The sequence below is a fragment of the Oceanobacillus sp. AG genome, from assembly GCF_009746545.1.
GTDB classification, from domain to species: domain Bacteria; phylum Bacillota; class Bacilli; order Bacillales; family Amphibacillaceae; genus Oceanobacillus; species Oceanobacillus indicireducens.
This window is the reverse complement of the sequence record NZ_WOWT01000004.1, coordinates 145511-162006: the sequence shown is the minus strand read 5'-3', so window position 1 is coordinate 162006 and position 16496 is coordinate 145511. Positions and strand designations below refer to the sequence as shown.

Sequence of the window (16496 nt, the reverse complement as noted above, 5' to 3'; positions counted from 1 at the left end):
CTTCATGTACGGTTTGATGAGGGGGAACAGGAAAAGGAATTGCCCTCTTGTCTGGCTTAGTAAGGTGGAACACCCTGAAACCCGAGGACAAGAAGGCAACTATCTAATTCCTGTTTTCTACTCTACAAGTAATAATATCTCATTTAGTTTTTTTCATGCATTTTGAATAAGGTTTTAACTGTATCCATTGTTGAATTAAATCGTTAGGCATCACTTCTTATTCGAAATTCCTCCCACCTCCCACTAAATTCCAACCTGTGAGCGCTTGCAAATCTTGTATATACAAGTTACACTATAAATAGATATTACATGTATATACAAGTAATATCCAACATACGTTATAGTGGAACATCTTATACCGCCTTCACCTTGCTATTGATAGTGAGTTAGTGTTCTAGCAAAGGGGAAATATAATAATCGAAATATGAATAGGAGTGAACAACAATGGCTTTACAGGGGAATGAAAAAGAAATCATTATTGCACCGCTGAATGGAAAAGTTACAGCGCTTGAAAATGTTCCAGATCCGACTTTCTCTGGGAAAATGATGGGGGATGGGCTAGCAATTGAACCGTCAGACGGTAAAGTTGTTTCTCCGGTAAACGGAGAAGTAGTCGTCACTTTTTCGACAAAACATGCGATTGGTTTAAAAACAGAATCAGGAATTGAATTACTGATTCACGTTGGTTTGGAAACAGTTCACCTGGATGGGGAAGGTTTTGAAGTACATGTTGAACAAGGAGATCAGGTAAAAGTTGGCGATCCCTTGATTACATTTGATTTGCAGCTAATAAAAGAAAGAGCAGCAAGCCATATTACACCGATTATCATCACGACTGGAGATTTGGTGAAGAGTTATGGGAAAACGAGTGACAGCACGGTTATTGCGGGAGAATCCAACTTACTGGAGCTTACACTACAAGGTGCAAGTGAAACAAATGAAAATACCGTTGAACCGCCAAATAGTACGAAACAAGATCCAGAATACAAGGAAACGGCCAAACAAATTGTTAATGCAGTTGGAGGACTAGAAAACATTCATGCTGCAAGCCACTGTGTAACAAGATTGCGTTTTGCTTTAGATAATGAAGAAATGGTAGATAAAGAAGCACTTGAAGATTTAGATGTTGTCAAAGGAACTTTTTCAACAAATGGTCAATATCAAATCGTAATTGGGCAAGGGACCGTTGATAAGGTATTCCAAGCCATGGTCCGAGAAACCGGCTTAAAAGAAGCATCCAAAGAAGAAGTGAAGGCTGCCGGTGGGAAGAAGCTCAATCCGTTACAGCGCGGCATTAAAGTGTTGGCAGATATTTTTATTCCGATTTTGCCAGCGATTGTAACTGCTGGTTTGTTGCTTGGGTTAAATAACATTTTAGTCAATCCGATTTTCACCGATCAATCGATTATTGAGATGTTTCCTTCCTGGGCTGGTTTGGCAGATATGATTAACGTTATCGCTGTTACAGCATTTACGTTCTTGCCAGCTTTGATCGGCTGGTCTGCAGTGAAGCGGTTTGGAGGTAATCCATTATTAGGTATTGTTCTCGGGTTGATTCTCGTTCATCCAGCATTAATGCCCGCGAGTGATTATGCCATCGCTGCTGCGAAAGGTGAAGCACCAACATGGAACTTATTTGGGTTAGACGTGAATATGATGGGGTATCAAGGACAAGTACTGCCTGTTCTCGTTGCTGCATGGGTTCTAGCAAGCATTGAAAAATGGTTGAAGAAGCGCGTCATTGATTCATTGCAATTATTAGTCGTTGCACCAATCGCCCTGCTTCTAACAGGTTTCTTATCTTTTATTATTATCGGACCGGTTACGTTTACGATTGGTAACTGGATTACATCCGGATTAATAGCTATATTTGATGCTGCACCACTGCTTGGCGGTCTCATCTATGGGGCAGTGTATGCACCGCTTGTTATTACGGGAATGCACCACACTTTTCTTGCGGTTGACTTACAATTGATTGGAAGTACGGGAACGACCTTCCTGTGGCCAATTCTAGCACTATCTAATATCGCTCAAGGATCCGCCGTTTTTGCAATGTTCTTAGCAGCAAAAAATGAAAAACTGAAAGGATTAGCAGGTACTTCCGGAATTTCCGCTTGGTTAGGTGTGACAGAACCAGCCATGTTCGGTGTTAATTTACAGTATCGTTATCCGTTCATTGCAGCTATAATCGGAACGGCCATTGCAGGAGCTTTCATCACGGTTGGAGGTGTACAAGCTTCTTCAGTTGGTGTCGGAGGTATCCCGGCTTTCTTATCCATCGCAAATAGCATGGGTACATTTTTCCTTGGCATGCTAATCGTTATTATTGTTCCATTTACCATTACACTTGTTATTGCAAAACGGAAACTAAAAAACTAGAATTGTGATGAGATTATTCGTGTTCGAAACGTTTTAACATTAAGAAGCTTGGGGAACAAGGGGATTGCTTAGGCAGTCTTCATGTTACCGATGACTTTTCAATTTTCACCTAAAAAACAACAGGAAAGGGGTCTTCAACATGAGTGAGGCATGGTGGAAAAGATCCACAGTATATCAAATTTATCCGAAAAGCTTTTATGATACAACAGGGACGGGAACCGGAGACATCCAAGGTATTACCCGGAAGCTGGACTATATTAAAAAGCTTGGGGCGGACGTCATTTGGCTGACTCCAGTTTATAAATCCCCTCAAAACGACAACGGCTATGATATTAGTGATTATTATGCGATCGATCCTTCCTATGGGACGATGGAAGATTTCGAGGAATTACTTTCAGAGACACATCAGCGCGATATGAAACTGATTATGGATCTCGTTGTGAACCATACCTCGACAGAACATGAGTGGTTTCAACAGGCGGCTTCATCAAAGGATAATCCGTTCCGCAACTTCTATATTTGGGAGGACGGAGAAAACGGTGGACTTCCTAATAATTGGCAGTCCAAATTCGGTGGTCCGTCATGGGAATGGGATGAAAAAACAGAGCAATATTATTTGCATTTATTCGACGTGACACAGGCTGATTTAAACTGGGAAAATGAAGGTTTACGTGAGAAGATTTTTGAGATGATGCGCTTTTGGGCAGAGAAGGGGATTGATGGCTTCCGTTTGGATGTTATTAACCTTATTTCCAAACATCAAGATTTTCCAGATGATCATATCGGTGACGGACGCAGGTTTTATACGGACGGTCCGAGAGTCCATGAGTATTTGCATGCCATGAACCGGAACGTTTTCTCGAAGTATGATATGCTCACAGTCGGAGAAATGTCATCAACGAATTTGGAAAGCTGCTTACTTTACACGCAGCCGAAACGTGAGGAATTATCCATGACTTTCCAGTTCCATCATTTAAAAGTCGATTATCCGAATGGGGAGAAATGGACAAAGGCACCATTCGACTTTTTGGAGTTAAAACAAATCCTCTCCGATTGGCAAGTTGGTATGCATGAAGGGGGCGGCTGGAATGCCCTGTTCTTATGCAACCATGATCAACCACGCTCCGTTTCCCGTTTTGGTGACGACGTAAAATACCATAAAGAATCTGCTAAAATGCTCGCAACAACCCTTCATATGATGAAAGGTACGCCGTATATTTATCAAGGGGAAGAAATCGGTATGACAAACCCCAATTTTTCTAAGATTGAAGAATACCGCGATGTCGAGTCACTAAATGCGTATAAAAACTTACAAAAAGAAGGAAAAACAGAAGAAGAAATCATCGGTATTCTGCAGCAAAAATCCCGTGATAATGGACGAACACCAATGCAATGGTCGGCAAGAGAACAGGCAGGTTTTACAACTGGCACTCCTTGGATAGATGTAGCGGATAATTATCCAGAAATTAATACAGAAAATGCGCTGGAAGATCCGACGTCTATTTTTTATCACTATCAGAAATTAATCGCGTTAAGGAAAAAGTACGATTGTCTTACAAATGGGGATTACCAACTTCTATTGGATAAAGACCCGCAAATTTTTGCCTATACAAGAAATTGGAATGGAGAAAGAATCCTTGTTGTCAGTAATTTCTACGGGAAAGACGCGACCGTTGATCTGCAGTTGGAAAAGGCTAAAGGCGTCCCGGAAGTCTTACTGTCCAACTATGAGGATTCTTCGCTAAACCTGGAACGATTACAATTACGACCATATGAGTCGATTGTTTATTATTGGAAGTGATGAACATTGCTGAAAAAATATTTAATGATATACAACGATTTGGTTAGGAAGATCGAGGAAAATGGATGGGCGATTGGAGACCTGTTGCCGTCGGAAAATGAGTTATCTGCGGAATATGAAACGTCCCGTGAAACCATTCGTAAGTCACTGGATCTTTTATCACAAAATGGCTATATTCAGAAAATCCAAGGAAAAGGATCCGTTGTGATTGATCGAAATAAATTTTCCTTCCCAGTCTCCGGAATTCAAAGTTATTCCGAACTGACGGAGAAATTAAAATTAAACAGCAGAACCAACGTGCACACCCTTGAGCGTCTGAAACCGGAGGATCAAACGGCTAAATTTTTAAAGACTGACTCGACGGAATCGATTTGGAATGTTATTCGTACCCGGGAAATCGACGGGGAGAGAGTTATACTCGATAAAGATTATTTCAATGAAAAATACGTGCCGATGTTATCGAAGGAAATTTGCCAGACTTCGATCTATGACTATATTGAGAACAAATTAAATCTTGTCATCGGTTTTGCAAAGAAAGAAATTGTGGTTGAAACACCAACAAAAGAAGACTACGAACTCTTAGACTTAGAAGGCTTCACAAATGTGGTTGTCATCCGAAGTCAGGTCCATTTAGAGGATACAAGTCTATTTCAATTCACAGAGTCCAGGCACCGACCAGATAAGTTCCGATTTGTAGATTTTGCGAGGAGGGTGAAGAATTAGGTGAGGTAAGGACTAGGTTGTATAATACTCCTAAGGTGTAGGCAGCTTTTTTGAATTAGCGGCACAGCGTTTTTAGTTTCTCGCGTTGTGCTGCTTTTTGAGTATTGTGGAGAAGTAGGTTGTTTGATGTAAATGGAAAAAGAGAAAATGTTTAAAGATCTGATTAAACGCCTCCATGAGGATATTGCTTTTAAACTAAATTGTGGATTCCTCGTATTGGATGCCGTTCCGTCACTCTCTTGCTCTCGGCTTGTGACAATATTCTGGAGTGCGACACACTGGAGAAACATGATTGCTGGTAGTATGTCAGGAATTGCAGTTTTCAGTTTATTTGATGCAGGTCTAGTGGCAGGGCCAAGTCCTATCTTTTCTTATCTTGCATTAACACCAAGGGATAATTTCTTAGGGATCATTCTAGGTGTACTCGTTGCTGCTGTTGTTTCTTTCATCATTACATCTCTTATATTGAAATTTGATAAAAAAGGTGAAGATGAAGAGGATCTTGAGGGTTCAATTGAAAGGTCAAAATCTATGAAATCTGAAGGCAAACAAGTTCTAGGCAATGTTAATCATAACGATACTGACAATATCTCTGACAAGAAAATTAACAAAATCTCATTTGTTTGCGATGCAGGGGCCGGTAGTAGCGCCTTGGGTGCAACGACTTTCAGAAAAAGACTCAAGAAAGCCGATATTGCCGATATTGAAGTTAAACATTATAGAATAGAAGACGCCCCGCAGGATTCAGATATAATTGTTGTTCATAAGGATTTATTAGACAGAGCGCGAATGGCTCACAATGATAAAACAATCATTTCCATTGAAAACTATATTGATGATCCTAGTCTTGTTAAATTAGTTGATGAACTAAAAAATGATTAGATGTTAGATTAAAACTGCAGTACTTGTAGCATGATTGTAAGTACTGCGGTTTATCACCTTTTTTAAGTAAGCAGCGATAATTATACCACTTTGGATTATTGTATCTATTAATTAAAATTGGTATGGAGTACATCTGCATTAAAAAGCATGTTGCTTTGAGAATAGCTTGAAATTATAATAGAGTTACAAAATGAGAGGGGTTATGTATGATAAAAGGTATAATATTTGATTTTGACGGATTGATTTTTGATACTGAAACCCATCATTACAATGTATTAAATGATATATTTATTGAACATGGCAGCACATTGCCACTTACGAAATGGCAAGAGCAAATCGGTACTCAAACCGATTTTTCACCATATGTTTATTTAGAAAAACAACTTAAACTAAAATTAGATCATAAAGCTCTACAAGATACATTTGAAGAAAAATTACATGCTAAATTGTCTACAGAAAAAGCGAGAGCGGGTGTGGAGAATTACTTACAATCAGCAAATGAGCTTGGCTTAAAAATAGGTTTAGCCTCAAGTTCAAACTACGACTGGGTATCTACTCACCTAAAAAATCTAAATTTATTCGACTATTTTCACTGCATTAAAACTTCAGATGATGTTGAAACAGTCAAACCTGACCCTTCATTATATTTAGAAGCGGCACAATGCCTGCAATTAGATGTACAAGAATGTTTAGTCTTTGAGGATTCAGCAAATGGTTCATTAGCTGCAAAAAGTGCTGGAATGTCATGCGTCATCGTACCAAATGAAGTAACAGAAGCGATGGATTTCTGTGAGGTTGATTATCGAATAAGTTCCATGTCTGAGATTAGTCTAGAAGATGTAATCGAGATTGTGGAGAGGGCTAATTCTAAATAGTTGTTTATAGTTGGTCTGGGTTAGATGCTGAGGTATTTGACCGTTTACGTATTTTTAAGGAATTCGATGTATTTAAAACAAAGGTAGATATGAGTATAATTCTTAGATGCCAATAAGCTTGGTTGTCGTATAGTGGTCATAAGAAGCACTCCTTCAGTCTTTTTATGATTTTATTGGTCTATTACCATTATACAATTTAGGGAGGTGCTTCTTTTTGGTCTCTTGAATTCGTTGACAGACAAGGGCTAGGAATTCCGAAATTCATTCGCCTCCTTAAAATTACTAAATTAGCTGTTATTAATTATTTATTCCTTTGTTATCACTTACGGCAATATACGACTGTTTAAACTTTATTTTAAGTTTTAGTAGACGGCGAATAACTAAGGAAAGTCTTTAATGGACATATGGAGTAGGGTTATGTGAAGGATGTAGAAAGAACTTTAGAAATTCACTAAAAAACGTTGACGCTTTCAAAGTGTGGTGTTATAGTATAATTAAACAAAATAAACAAATAGACATGTGACTGGTAAAGCAGGCAGGATCTAGAAATGACAAATTTAACTTTTGTCATTTTTAGGTCCTTTTTTGTTTATTTTGGAAAATAAACAAAAAAGGTGGGAAACGAGATGAACTACAGGCAGGTTGCTCAAGAAATAATCAAATATGTAGGTGGAAAAGAAAACATATCACATGTTCAGCATTGCTCTACAAGATTGCGTTTTACCTTAGTGAGCAATAGTAAAGCAGATGTAAGGAAGTTGGAAGAAGTTCATGGTGTACTTTCTGTAAAAATGACTGCGCAATGCCAAGTAGTGATTGGGAATGAAGTGTTAGAAGTATATGATGAGGTAGTCAATATTTTAGGAAGCGAGATTTCTGATAATCATGATGACTCCAAAAGTTCCGGAGAGAAACGTGGTTTTGGAAATGTTCTCCTTGATTATTTAATCAGTATTTTTCAACCGCTAGTTCCTGCGATTGCCGGTGGTGGGATTTTAAAATCAACCTTAATGCTATTATCTTTACTTGGTGTTATGAATTCGGAAGGTCAAACCTATCAAATTTTTATGATGGTTGGTGATGCACCATTATATTTCCTCCCGATACTGGTTGCTATCACTACTGCAAATAAATTAAAGGTAAATGCTCTAGTTGCAGTTTCTACAGTCGGTGCGCTTTTATTGCCAAATATGCTAGCAATGCTGGAAGAAGGAGTAGTGTTATTCAGTTTTAGTTTGCAAAATATCGCTTATGCGTACCAAGTGTTTCCTGCTATATTAACAGTCATATTGTATGCACAACTTGAAAAGTTTTGGACAAAGATTTCTCCAAAGGCAATACGAATTTTCTTTGTGCCTATGATGTCTATGACAATTACTGTACCAATTGCTTTACTAATATTAGGACCATTGGGCTTTACGTTAGGTCAGGGGCTTACTGCGATTATTTTATTTATTTATAATTATGCTGGTTGGTTTGCCGTTGCACTATTAGCAGCTATCTTGCCATTCATGGTAGCAGCTGGGATGCATAAAGCTATGATTCCTTATTCAATCAATTCATTGGGAGAAACAGGGAAAGAACTTTTATATTTACCTGCTTCTCTAGCGCACAATATATCAGAAAGTGGTGCTTGTTTTGCTGTAGCAATTCGAACAAAAGATAAAAAACTAAAAGCAACAGCAATATCAGCAGGTATTTCTGCATTATTCGGTATTACAGAGCCTGCACTGTATGGGGTGACCCTACAAAATAAAAAAGTTTTATATAGTGTAGTGTTCGGTTCCTTTGTCGGTGGAGCATTTATAGGTGTCGTAGGATTACAGGCATATGCTTTAGTTGGTCCAGGTGTAGCTAGCTTATCAATGTTCATTTCAGAGGATTTAGCAAGAAATATTATATATGCTATTTTTGGTTTTATAATATCTTTTGCAATGGCGTTTATTGCAGCGCTAGTTTTATTCAGAGAGAAAACAGAAGATATAGCATCACAAACGGAAGAAATGACATCATTACCAATAAACGGTGAAATATTGTTTAGCCCTGCAAAAGGGGAAGTACTTCCCATAACAGAAGTAAAGGATGATGTGTTTTCAACAAAAGTAATGGGAGATGGAGTAGCAATCAACCCTACGGAAGGTACATTATATTCTCCAGCTGATGGTAAGATCGAGATGGTGTTTAATACAAAACATGCACTTGGATTAGGGTTAGCTAATGGTGCGCAATTACTATTCCATGTAGGTATTGATACAGTACAATTAAATGGTGAGTTCTTTGAATCGCACGTTAGCGAAGGCGATGAAGTAAAACAGGGTGATAAGTTGTTAACTTTTGATCTAGAGAAAATTGCCGCTAGAGGATTTGACCCTGTTATAGTTTGTGTCTTAACAAATAATAATAATAATTATTCAGTTGACGTACTTGAAATTGGAAATGAAGTAAATATAAATGACATTATTATGACAATTACAAAGATAGGAGCATAAAACATGAGTAAAAATGGATTTTCAAAAGAATTTTTGTGGGGCGGAGCAATGGCTGCCAATCAGGTAGAGGGTGCATGGAACGTTGACGGGAAAGGAATGTCTGTTGCAGATGTAGCAGTGTATAAGCCTGATATAAGTGTGGAAGACTTTTATGCACATAATGCCATGACGTCTGAAATGATAGAGACCGCATTGTCTGATAAAGATGATAAAAAGTATCCTAAACGCAGAGGAATTGATTTTTATCACCGCTATAAAGAGGATTTGGCACTTTTTGCAGAAATGGGTTTTAAAGCCTTGCGTGTCTCTATTGCTTGGACTCGGATTTTTCCTACTGGTGAAGAAGAAGAACCTAATGAATTAGGATTACAATTTTATGAGAACTTATTTACTGAAATGAGAAGGTTGGGCATGGAACCAGTTGTAACTCTTTCGCATTATGAAATGCCCCTCAATCTAAGTATCAAATATAATGGTTGGGCTGAAAGAAAGGTAATCGATTATTTTGTGAAATTTAGTAATGTGTGCTTTAAGCGGTACAAACACCTTGTAAAATATTGGCTGACGTTTAATGAAATTGATAGCATTATTAGGAATCCCTTTAGACCAGGTGGAATTATTCTAGAGCGTTGTCCTGAAGGAAAGCAGGAAGAAACTATTTATCAGGCGATCCATCACCAATTTGTTGCATCAGCATTAGTAACAGCTGATTGTCACAAAATAATAAAGGACAGTAGGGTGGGCTGTATGATAACAAAACTCACTACGTATCCAAATTCGTGCCATCCTAATGATGTGGAACTTAGTCTCAAAAAGAATTTAATTAATTATTTTAGTTCAGATGTCCAAGTCTTCGGGGAATATCCAAAGATGATAGAAAAAATGTTTGAGCGAAAAAATATTTATATTAAAATGGGACCGGAAGATCGGGATATCCTTCGAAAACATACGGTTGATTTTGTTTCTTTCAGCTACTATATGTCATTAACTGAATCTGCAAATGAAGAGCTAAAGAGAACTTCGGCTAATACTATAACAGGGGTAAAAAATCCTTATTTGCCTTCAACAGATTGGGGATGGCAGATTGATCCGATTGGCTTAAAGATTTCATTAATCGAATTATATGATCGTTATAAGAAGCCTCTCCTCATAGTAGAAAATGGAATGGGGGCAGTTGATAAAGTAGAAAATGATGGGTCTATCCATGATGACTACCGTATCAATTATTTAAGGGAGCACTTTAAACAAATGAAGGAGGCCGTTGAAGAAGGGGTAGATCTCTTCGGGTATCTCAGTTGGGGGCCGATAGACTTAATCAGTGTTTCTACAAATCAAATGTCTAAAAGATACGGATATATTTATGTAGACCAAGATGATGAAGGAAACGGTACACTTGATCGAAGCCGAAAAGATTCCTTCTACTGGTATAAAAAAGTAATTGAAAGCAATGGAGAAGATCTGGAGTAAAAGACCAATTCGTATATAGGAGAGGTATACGGTGTTTAAAATTAAAAAAGTTTTAAATTCAAGCGTAGTCCTGGCAGAAAACGAACATGAAAAGGAACATATTTTACTTGGTAAAGGGATTGGTTATGGGCAAAAATCAGGTAATATCATTAAGGAACACCAAGCTGACCAAATGTTCATACCAATCGAAAATACCAAAGTGAAAGAGTTTCTTGGGTTATTGGATGCCATTCCACCTCTATTTATAGACTTGACTCAGCAAATAGTCAACCATGCTGAGAAAAAATTGAACACAAAGTTAAATTCGAGTATCTATTTCACTTTAATGGACCATTTAAATTTTGCGGTTGAGAGATATAATAAAGGTATTAATATCACTAACCGAGTCTATTGGGAAATTAAAAATTACTACCCCGAAGAATTTGATATTGGAGAATATGCTTTAAAGATAATGAATGACAAATTTGATATAGAGTTGCCAATAGAAGAAGCAGCAAACATTGCTTTCCATTTAATTAACGCTCATGGGATGGAATCAAAAGACTCCATGAAAACTGCCAAAATGATAGGAATTATTGTAAATCTAGTTAGGTATATATTGAATATAAACATAGATAAGGAAAATATCCATTATATTCGCTTTATTACTCATGTAAAGTTTTTTGTAGAACGCTATTTTGCGGACCAGATGCTAGAAAACGATGATAATATATTATTTGAGCAGATTGCCAACCTATATCCTGAGGCAATGAATGGAGCATTTAAGATTAAAGAATATATTTATCAATTATATGAAAAAAATATACCAAATGATGAACTAACATATTTGGCCGTGCATATCCATAGGTTGTTGTCGTATGATCAGTTAAGTGAGTAAACAAATAGAAACAATATTGAGAGTGTAAACTAAGCAGTGTAAGTAGAGAGTATAACTCTTTCTTCACAACTTAATTTACACTCTTTCTATATACAGGAAGTAATTGGTGAGGTTATTTCCATGGATAATGTAGACTGTAGAATTGGAAAAGAAATAGTTTTGAAGTTTTTTCTCGAATAATTGAAACTTAGTAGCCTGATAATCGTAAATAATAGAGAAATCTTGTTTACAATGGAATCAGGGTGGTGAGATCATCAGGAATTTATCTTCATATGTCATGCTTTTTGGAATTTTTGTAGTTGCTTTTACTGGCAACTGGGTGATCGGAAATTATGATAAGGTGTCCAATTATCCTAAGGAGACATACATGGCATTTGCTTTTGGATGGGGCAGTATTATTTGCGCGTATATCATGAATAAATTGTCTACATACAATCTAGATGAGGAAAAAAAGGATAACAGGAATTTGATCAATAAATGGGAACGTCAAGGAATTCCCTTTAATAAATGGATAATCGGGATTGTCATTGTAGTGCTTGTTGGTGCTGGATTTCATAGCTGGTCCCTCGTTTTCAAGTTATTTTGGTTGTTTCTTTTTATCGGTATCGTTTTTATCGGTTTTCTGTATGTGATGATGGGGGAAAGAGTGGAGGAACCGGATGGCCTCGATTTTACAGGGAAATCCAAAAAAATTCTCGATTTTGTCGACTATCGGCAACATCCATTTACCATTTCACTGATTCTATTCAGTCTTGTGATCGTGAGCTTTTTATTAAGTAAGCAACAAGATATTCCAATGAACTTAGAGGTCAGTGGCAACCCTAGATACGTAACTTCTCTACCGACTATTGCGTTTTTGACGTCGGGTTTAATGGTTGTCAGTAGTTATATCTATATTATAAATAACGGTGATATTTTTGGTATTCGCAAAGCTGAACAAAACGGTTTGAAAGTATTGCAAATCCACTTTTGGGAAATTATCATTTGCGGTGCAACACTTTTCATTTGGCTTGTTGAAGTGATTGAAGCTTTGGTACTGCATTTCTAGAGAGGAGGATGAGAGGGAACGCCTAAGGTCATAAGAAGAAGGCTTACTAATCTGAACAAAAGCTCAAAACTCCGAATCGATTTATGAAAACTCGCAATACCTGTATAAAATATTATCCTCCGCTTAAATCGATACTGCGAAATAGACAGCTTAAGCGGAGGGATGCTAATGCTAACTCTCTTTTATAACGGAAAATACACTACATTAATCAGCTTGCATCCCACCATCGACATTATATAACGATCCCGTTACAAAGGAAGAATGATCGGATGCAAGGAACAGCACGACTTGTGCAACTTCTTTTGGTGCTCCAAATCTGCCTAGTGGAATACCATGTTTTTTTATCCAGACCCTTAATTTCTTGGAATGGTCCATTGATACCTGCATTATTGAAGAAAACATCAATCTTTCCAAATGCACCCACAGCCTGTTTTACATAATTCTTCACATCTTCTTCGTTTGTAACATCAGCCTGGACAACTAAAATATTTTCTTGATCCGCACGCATTTAATCTACTAGTGTAGGGAGATCGAATAAAATAGGAGCTTTTATATTCTTTTAGAGTGATAGAAACTCGCTTGATTTCTTTCGTGTTTCCGGACTCAAATATGAATCTGATCATATCCCTTCCTAATCAGCTTATTAAAGACTACCCAGCTACTCAGCCCTGATTCCCAATTCCCGCATCCTCCTCTCCTATTCCATCCATAACGCCTCGCGCGCCATACTTAATCGGCACTAAATTCCATGGTAAGCAGCTCACACTGTGGTTAAGTGGGATAAATCTAACTAAGACTTACACAGTTTACTTGACAAACCTAAATTAAAAATACAACAGTTTAAACCTTCTTCTCCCCACATGCTATTCGACATGATTCTCCTCACCTTCAAGCCAGAACCACTAAATTCATCTTCCATAATCACCGACTTAACGAGTGAATATAGATCCGATTACAAAGTCTAGAAAAGATGACAAAAATTCGACAACAAACCCAAAAGACAAATAAAACCATCTGTGAAATCCTTTACAATGCAAAAAAATAATGATATAGTCATTATAATGAATTATATAAAATTCATTAAGACATTATGATCTATTGTAAATGAAAGGTGGAGATGTCACATTAATGGCTAGGTCTAAAATCCCTTTATATAAACAGGTTAAACAAAAAATGATCAAAGAAATCAATCAGTATATGAAGGCAGGTGATTTAATTCCAACAGAATCTGAACTGGAAGAAAAATTTAACGTCAGCAGAATTACGGTTCGAAAAGCGATTGATGAGTTGGTAGAAGAAGGCTACGTTGAAAAAATACAAGGTAGAGGGACTTTTGTTTTATCAACAAAAATTGTTCAGGATGCCAATAGTATTACAAGCTGGACAGAAGAAATGCTTTTAAAAGGGAAAAATCCTGAAACGAAAAGCCTTAAAATTTATGAAGTAAACCCCTCTAAAAAAATGAAAAGAAAATTACGCCTTCATCCCAATGAAAAAGTAATATGTATTGAGCGGATTAGGCTAGTGGATGAAAAGCCAATTGCATTGATGTTCAACTATCTAAGGGAAAAATATGTCCCGGGTTTTCTTGAAAAGGGATTCACTAGAGAGTCATTATATGAAGAATTGGAAGAAAACTATGGCATCGTGCTGGAAGAGGCTAATGAACAAATTAGAGCAAGGCTTGCAACTGATTTGGAAGCGTCAACATTAAATATTTCTCCAGAAGATGCAGTCATGCATATTACGAGAACAACATATTTACCAAATGGTACGCCAGTCGAAATGGTAGAGATGGTCAGTCGATCAGATGAATATGAATACCATATTAAAGTTTCAGGCCGTGAGCGTAATAGAATTATTAAGGAGTGAGCAGCGTGGGATTACTAAAAGAGGAAGCAGTACTATTAGACGCTGAAGTGGATAACCCTATAGAGGCTATTCGTCTAAGCGGGGAATTATTAGTTAAAGCAGGTTACGCATCTGAAGAATATATTGATGCGATGATAGATGGCTTTCAAAGCGTAGGACCATATATCGTCATTGCACCGGGTATTGCTATACCGCATTCTCGTCCAGAACGAGGAGCGGTTGCCACAGGATTCTCTATCGTGAGGTTAAAAGATCCGATTGAATTTGGGCATGAAAATAATGATCCGGTAAAACTAGTTTGCGCTATAGCTGGTGTAGGTAATAATGGTCACATTGAAATGCTTCAAAAAATAGCAACCATTTTAGGTGACAAAAGTAAACATGAACAAATTTTGCAGGCAATTGACTTTAATGAATTGGCGAAAATAATAACAATATAGGAGTGGTTCGTATGTATATTCTTAGTGTATGTGGAATGGGATTTGGTACAAGTTTGATGTTATTAATGGATATTCAAGCAATGGCAAAAGACCATGGTTATACAGTAGATGGAGAAGCTTCAGATCTTGGCAGTGCTAAAGGAAAAAGCTGTGATTTCATGGTAGCTTCCAGTGAGATTGCTGCAGAATTATCTGATGAGGATGTCCCTGTTATTGCGATTGACAACATGTTAGATAAAAATGAAATTAAAGAAAAAGTACTTCCTATGATTGAAAAGCTATCTAAGGAGTGATAAGAGTGATTGATGTTCTGGTCTCTGTATTAAGCAATCCATCTATTATTATCGCAATAATTGCTGGATTGGGACTAGTTGCCTTAAGAAAGTCGACCTCGGATGTTATTAAAGGTACGATGAAAACGTTGTTCGGATTTTTAATTCTTCAACAAGGCTCTAACATTATCGTTAATGCATTAATTCCATTTAGTACGATGTTTACAGAAGCTTTTGGTTTAACAGGTATTGTTGCGGAAGATAATGCGATTGCTGCGGCTGTCCAAACGATACTTGGAAAAGAAACCGCGTTCATATTAATATTTTCGTTTTTAATTAATGTGTTAATTGCGCGGTTCACTAAGTTTAAATATATCTTTTTAACCGGTCATATGATGTTTTCCTTTGCAGCAACGATGGCCATTGTGTTTAGTCAAATGGGGCTTCCCAGTGTAATGACGATTGTGTTGGGATCGATTGTTCAAGGTATCGCAATGGTTGCCTTTCCCGCAATATCCCAATCTTCCGTCCGTAAGGTGATTGGAAATGATAGTGTGGCCTTTGGTTTCTGGGGAAGTTCTTGGATTTCTCTATCCGGATGGGTAGGAGGGAAATTTGGAAACAAAGATCAGTCTTCTGAAGATGTAAAAGTTCCAAAGTCCCTCGACTTTCTGAAAGATATGAGTATTTTAATGGGAATTATCATGGTATTGGTTTATACCATTACAGCTTTGTTTGTTGATGCTAGTGTGATAAATGAGATAACTGGAGGAGTTAACCGTTATCAGTTCGCCATTTTTACAGCATTAGAATTTGTAGTTGGTATTTTAATCTTATTAATGGGTGTTCGGATGTTCCTTGGGGAGATTGTACCTGCATTTAAAGGTATTGGCGAGAAAATTGTTCCTGGAGCAAAACCTGCACTTGATGTTCCAATCTTCTTTTCTTATGCACCCGTTGCCGTAACAATAGGATTCCTGTCAGCACTAGTTGGAGGCTTAATTGTTACATTCATGTCTAGCTTTTTACCAGTTGCAGTTTTACCTTCTGTTATAGGTCTTTTCTTTATGGGTGGTGCTGCAGGTGTATTCGGGAATGCTCGCGGCGGATTAAGAGGCTCTATCATTTCAGGATTTTTCCTAGGACTTACTTTCTCTTTATTAGTTGCTTTCGCTTACCCATTAGTAGGTTTATCTGAATATGGAGTAAGTGGACTATGGTTCGCCTCACCTGATGCCATTATTGTCATAATTCTAATTAAATTAGTAGGTTTATTATTCGGAGTGGCTTGGTAATTTTATTCCTCTAGCATGCATGATTTGCGGTAGGTAAATCATGCATGCAGTATTGGTTCCTCAATTAATTTTCAGA

Annotated in this window: 14 protein-coding genes and 1 pseudogene; 13 read left to right on the top strand and 2 right to left on the bottom strand. The window is 37.4% G+C overall.

The window, feature by feature from the left end; translation table 11 throughout:
- The first annotated feature begins 444 nt into the window (after positions 1-444).
- The 9 genes from treP to GN217_RS03370 all read left to right on the top strand — a co-directional run bounded on the left by treP (position 445) and on the right by GN217_RS03370 (position 12541).
- Positions 445-2379 carry a PTS system trehalose-specific EIIBC component gene (treP, locus tag GN217_RS03410; RefSeq protein WP_156855242.1) on the top strand — a complete coding sequence of 645 codons (1935 nt, stop codon included), beginning with the start codon at positions 445-447 and terminating at the stop codon, positions 2377-2379.
- A 139-nt stretch (positions 2380-2518) separates the two neighbouring features.
- Positions 2519-4180, top strand: a complete 1662-nt coding sequence (treC, locus tag GN217_RS03405; protein WP_156855241.1) for an alpha,alpha-phosphotrehalase — start codon at positions 2519-2521, stop codon at positions 4178-4180.
- Between the two features lie 6 nt (positions 4181-4186).
- Positions 4187-4903 carry a trehalose operon repressor gene (gene treR, locus GN217_RS03400; protein ID WP_156855240.1) on the top strand — a complete coding sequence of 239 codons (717 nt, stop codon included), beginning with the start codon at positions 4187-4189 and terminating at the stop codon, positions 4901-4903.
- A 288-nt stretch (positions 4904-5191) separates the two neighbouring features.
- On the top strand, positions 5192-5785 hold the full coding sequence (locus tag GN217_RS19365; protein WP_370459705.1) for a PTS sugar transporter subunit IIBC family protein: 594 nt from the start codon (positions 5192-5194) through the stop codon (positions 5783-5785).
- A gap of 206 nt (positions 5786-5991) precedes the next feature.
- Positions 5992-6660, top strand: coding sequence for an HAD family hydrolase (locus GN217_RS03390; protein ID WP_156855239.1), 669 nt, complete (start codon positions 5992-5994; stop codon positions 6658-6660).
- Positions 6661-7286: 626 nt separating this feature from the next.
- Positions 7287-9149 (top strand): beta-glucoside-specific PTS transporter subunit IIABC, encoded by a 1863-nt coding sequence (locus tag GN217_RS03385; protein WP_156855238.1) that lies wholly within the window; start codon positions 7287-7289, stop codon positions 9147-9149.
- 3 nt (positions 9150-9152) lie between these two features.
- On the top strand, positions 9153-10616 hold the full coding sequence (locus GN217_RS03380) for a glycoside hydrolase family 1 protein (RefSeq protein WP_156855237.1): 1464 nt from the start codon (positions 9153-9155) through the stop codon (positions 10614-10616).
- A gap of 31 nt (positions 10617-10647) precedes the next feature.
- A complete protein-coding gene (locus tag GN217_RS03375) occupies positions 10648-11493 on the top strand; it encodes a PRD domain-containing protein (RefSeq protein WP_156855236.1) in 846 nt (281 codons plus the stop codon).
- A 277-nt stretch (positions 11494-11770) separates the two neighbouring features.
- Positions 11771-12541: a nucleotidyltransferase gene (locus tag GN217_RS03370; protein ID WP_232334315.1), complete on the top strand. Its 771-nt coding sequence runs from the start codon at positions 11771-11773 to the stop codon at positions 12539-12541.
- Positions 12542-12745: 204 nt separating this feature from the next.
- On the opposite strand, the gene GN217_RS18870 is transcribed toward GN217_RS03370, so the two are convergent.
- Together GN217_RS18870 and GN217_RS18865 are read right to left on the bottom strand one after the other, a co-directional pair.
- Entirely contained in the window at positions 12746-12916 is a 171-nt protein-coding gene (locus GN217_RS18870) for an SDR family oxidoreductase (protein ID WP_370459704.1), read from the bottom strand.
- A 1-nt stretch (position 12917) separates the two neighbouring features.
- Positions 12918-13049, bottom strand: a pseudogene (locus GN217_RS18865) (SDR family NAD(P)-dependent oxidoreductase); the annotation flags it as partial.
- Between the two features lie 620 nt (positions 13050-13669).
- On the opposite strand from GN217_RS18865, the gene GN217_RS03360 reads away from it, so the two are divergent.
- Genes GN217_RS03360 through GN217_RS03345 form a run of 4 tightly spaced genes read left to right on the top strand, consistent with a single transcriptional unit; the run spans position 13670 to position 16420 of the window.
- Positions 13670-14413, top strand: a complete 744-nt coding sequence (locus GN217_RS03360; RefSeq protein WP_156855234.1) for a GntR family transcriptional regulator — start codon at positions 13670-13672, stop codon at positions 14411-14413.
- Between the two features lie 5 nt (positions 14414-14418).
- Positions 14419-14853, top strand: a complete 435-nt coding sequence (locus GN217_RS03355) for a PTS sugar transporter subunit IIA (RefSeq protein WP_156855233.1) — start codon at positions 14419-14421, stop codon at positions 14851-14853.
- An 11-nt stretch (positions 14854-14864) separates the two neighbouring features.
- Positions 14865-15146, top strand: coding sequence for a PTS sugar transporter subunit IIB (locus tag GN217_RS03350; protein WP_156855232.1), 282 nt, complete (start codon positions 14865-14867; stop codon positions 15144-15146).
- 5 nt (positions 15147-15151) lie between these two features.
- Positions 15152-16420, top strand: coding sequence for a PTS ascorbate transporter subunit IIC (locus GN217_RS03345; protein WP_156855231.1), 1269 nt, complete (start codon positions 15152-15154; stop codon positions 16418-16420).
- The last annotated feature ends 76 nt before the right edge of the window (positions 16421-16496 follow it).

Bases quoted from the DNA above. Each gene is read 5' to 3' on its own strand.
- treP (WP_156855242.1), top strand. From the start codon at position 445: ATGGCTTTACAGGGGAATGAAAAAGAAATCATTATTGCACCGCTGAAT.
- treC (WP_156855241.1), top strand. From the start codon at position 2,519: ATGAGTGAGGCATGGTGGAAAAGATCCACAGTATATCAAATTTATCCG.
- GN217_RS19365 (WP_370459705.1), top strand. From the start codon at position 5,192: ATGATTGCTGGTAGTATGTCAGGAATTGCAGTTTTCAGTTTATTTGAT.
- GN217_RS03390 (WP_156855239.1), top strand. From the start codon at position 5,992: ATGATAAAAGGTATAATATTTGATTTTGACGGATTGATTTTTGATACT.
- GN217_RS03385 (WP_156855238.1), top strand. From the start codon at position 7,287: ATGAACTACAGGCAGGTTGCTCAAGAAATAATCAAATATGTAGGTGGA.
- GN217_RS03380 (WP_156855237.1), top strand. From the start codon at position 9,153: ATGAGTAAAAATGGATTTTCAAAAGAATTTTTGTGGGGCGGAGCAATG.
- GN217_RS03370 (WP_232334315.1), top strand. From the start codon at position 11,771: ATGCTTTTTGGAATTTTTGTAGTTGCTTTTACTGGCAACTGGGTGATC.
- GN217_RS18870 (WP_370459704.1), bottom strand. From the start codon at position 12,916: ATGGACCATTCCAAGAAATTAAGGGTCTGGATAAAAAAACATGGTATT.
- GN217_RS03360 (WP_156855234.1), top strand. From the start codon at position 13,670: ATGGCTAGGTCTAAAATCCCTTTATATAAACAGGTTAAACAAAAAATG.
- GN217_RS03350 (WP_156855232.1), top strand. From the start codon at position 14,865: ATGTATATTCTTAGTGTATGTGGAATGGGATTTGGTACAAGTTTGATG.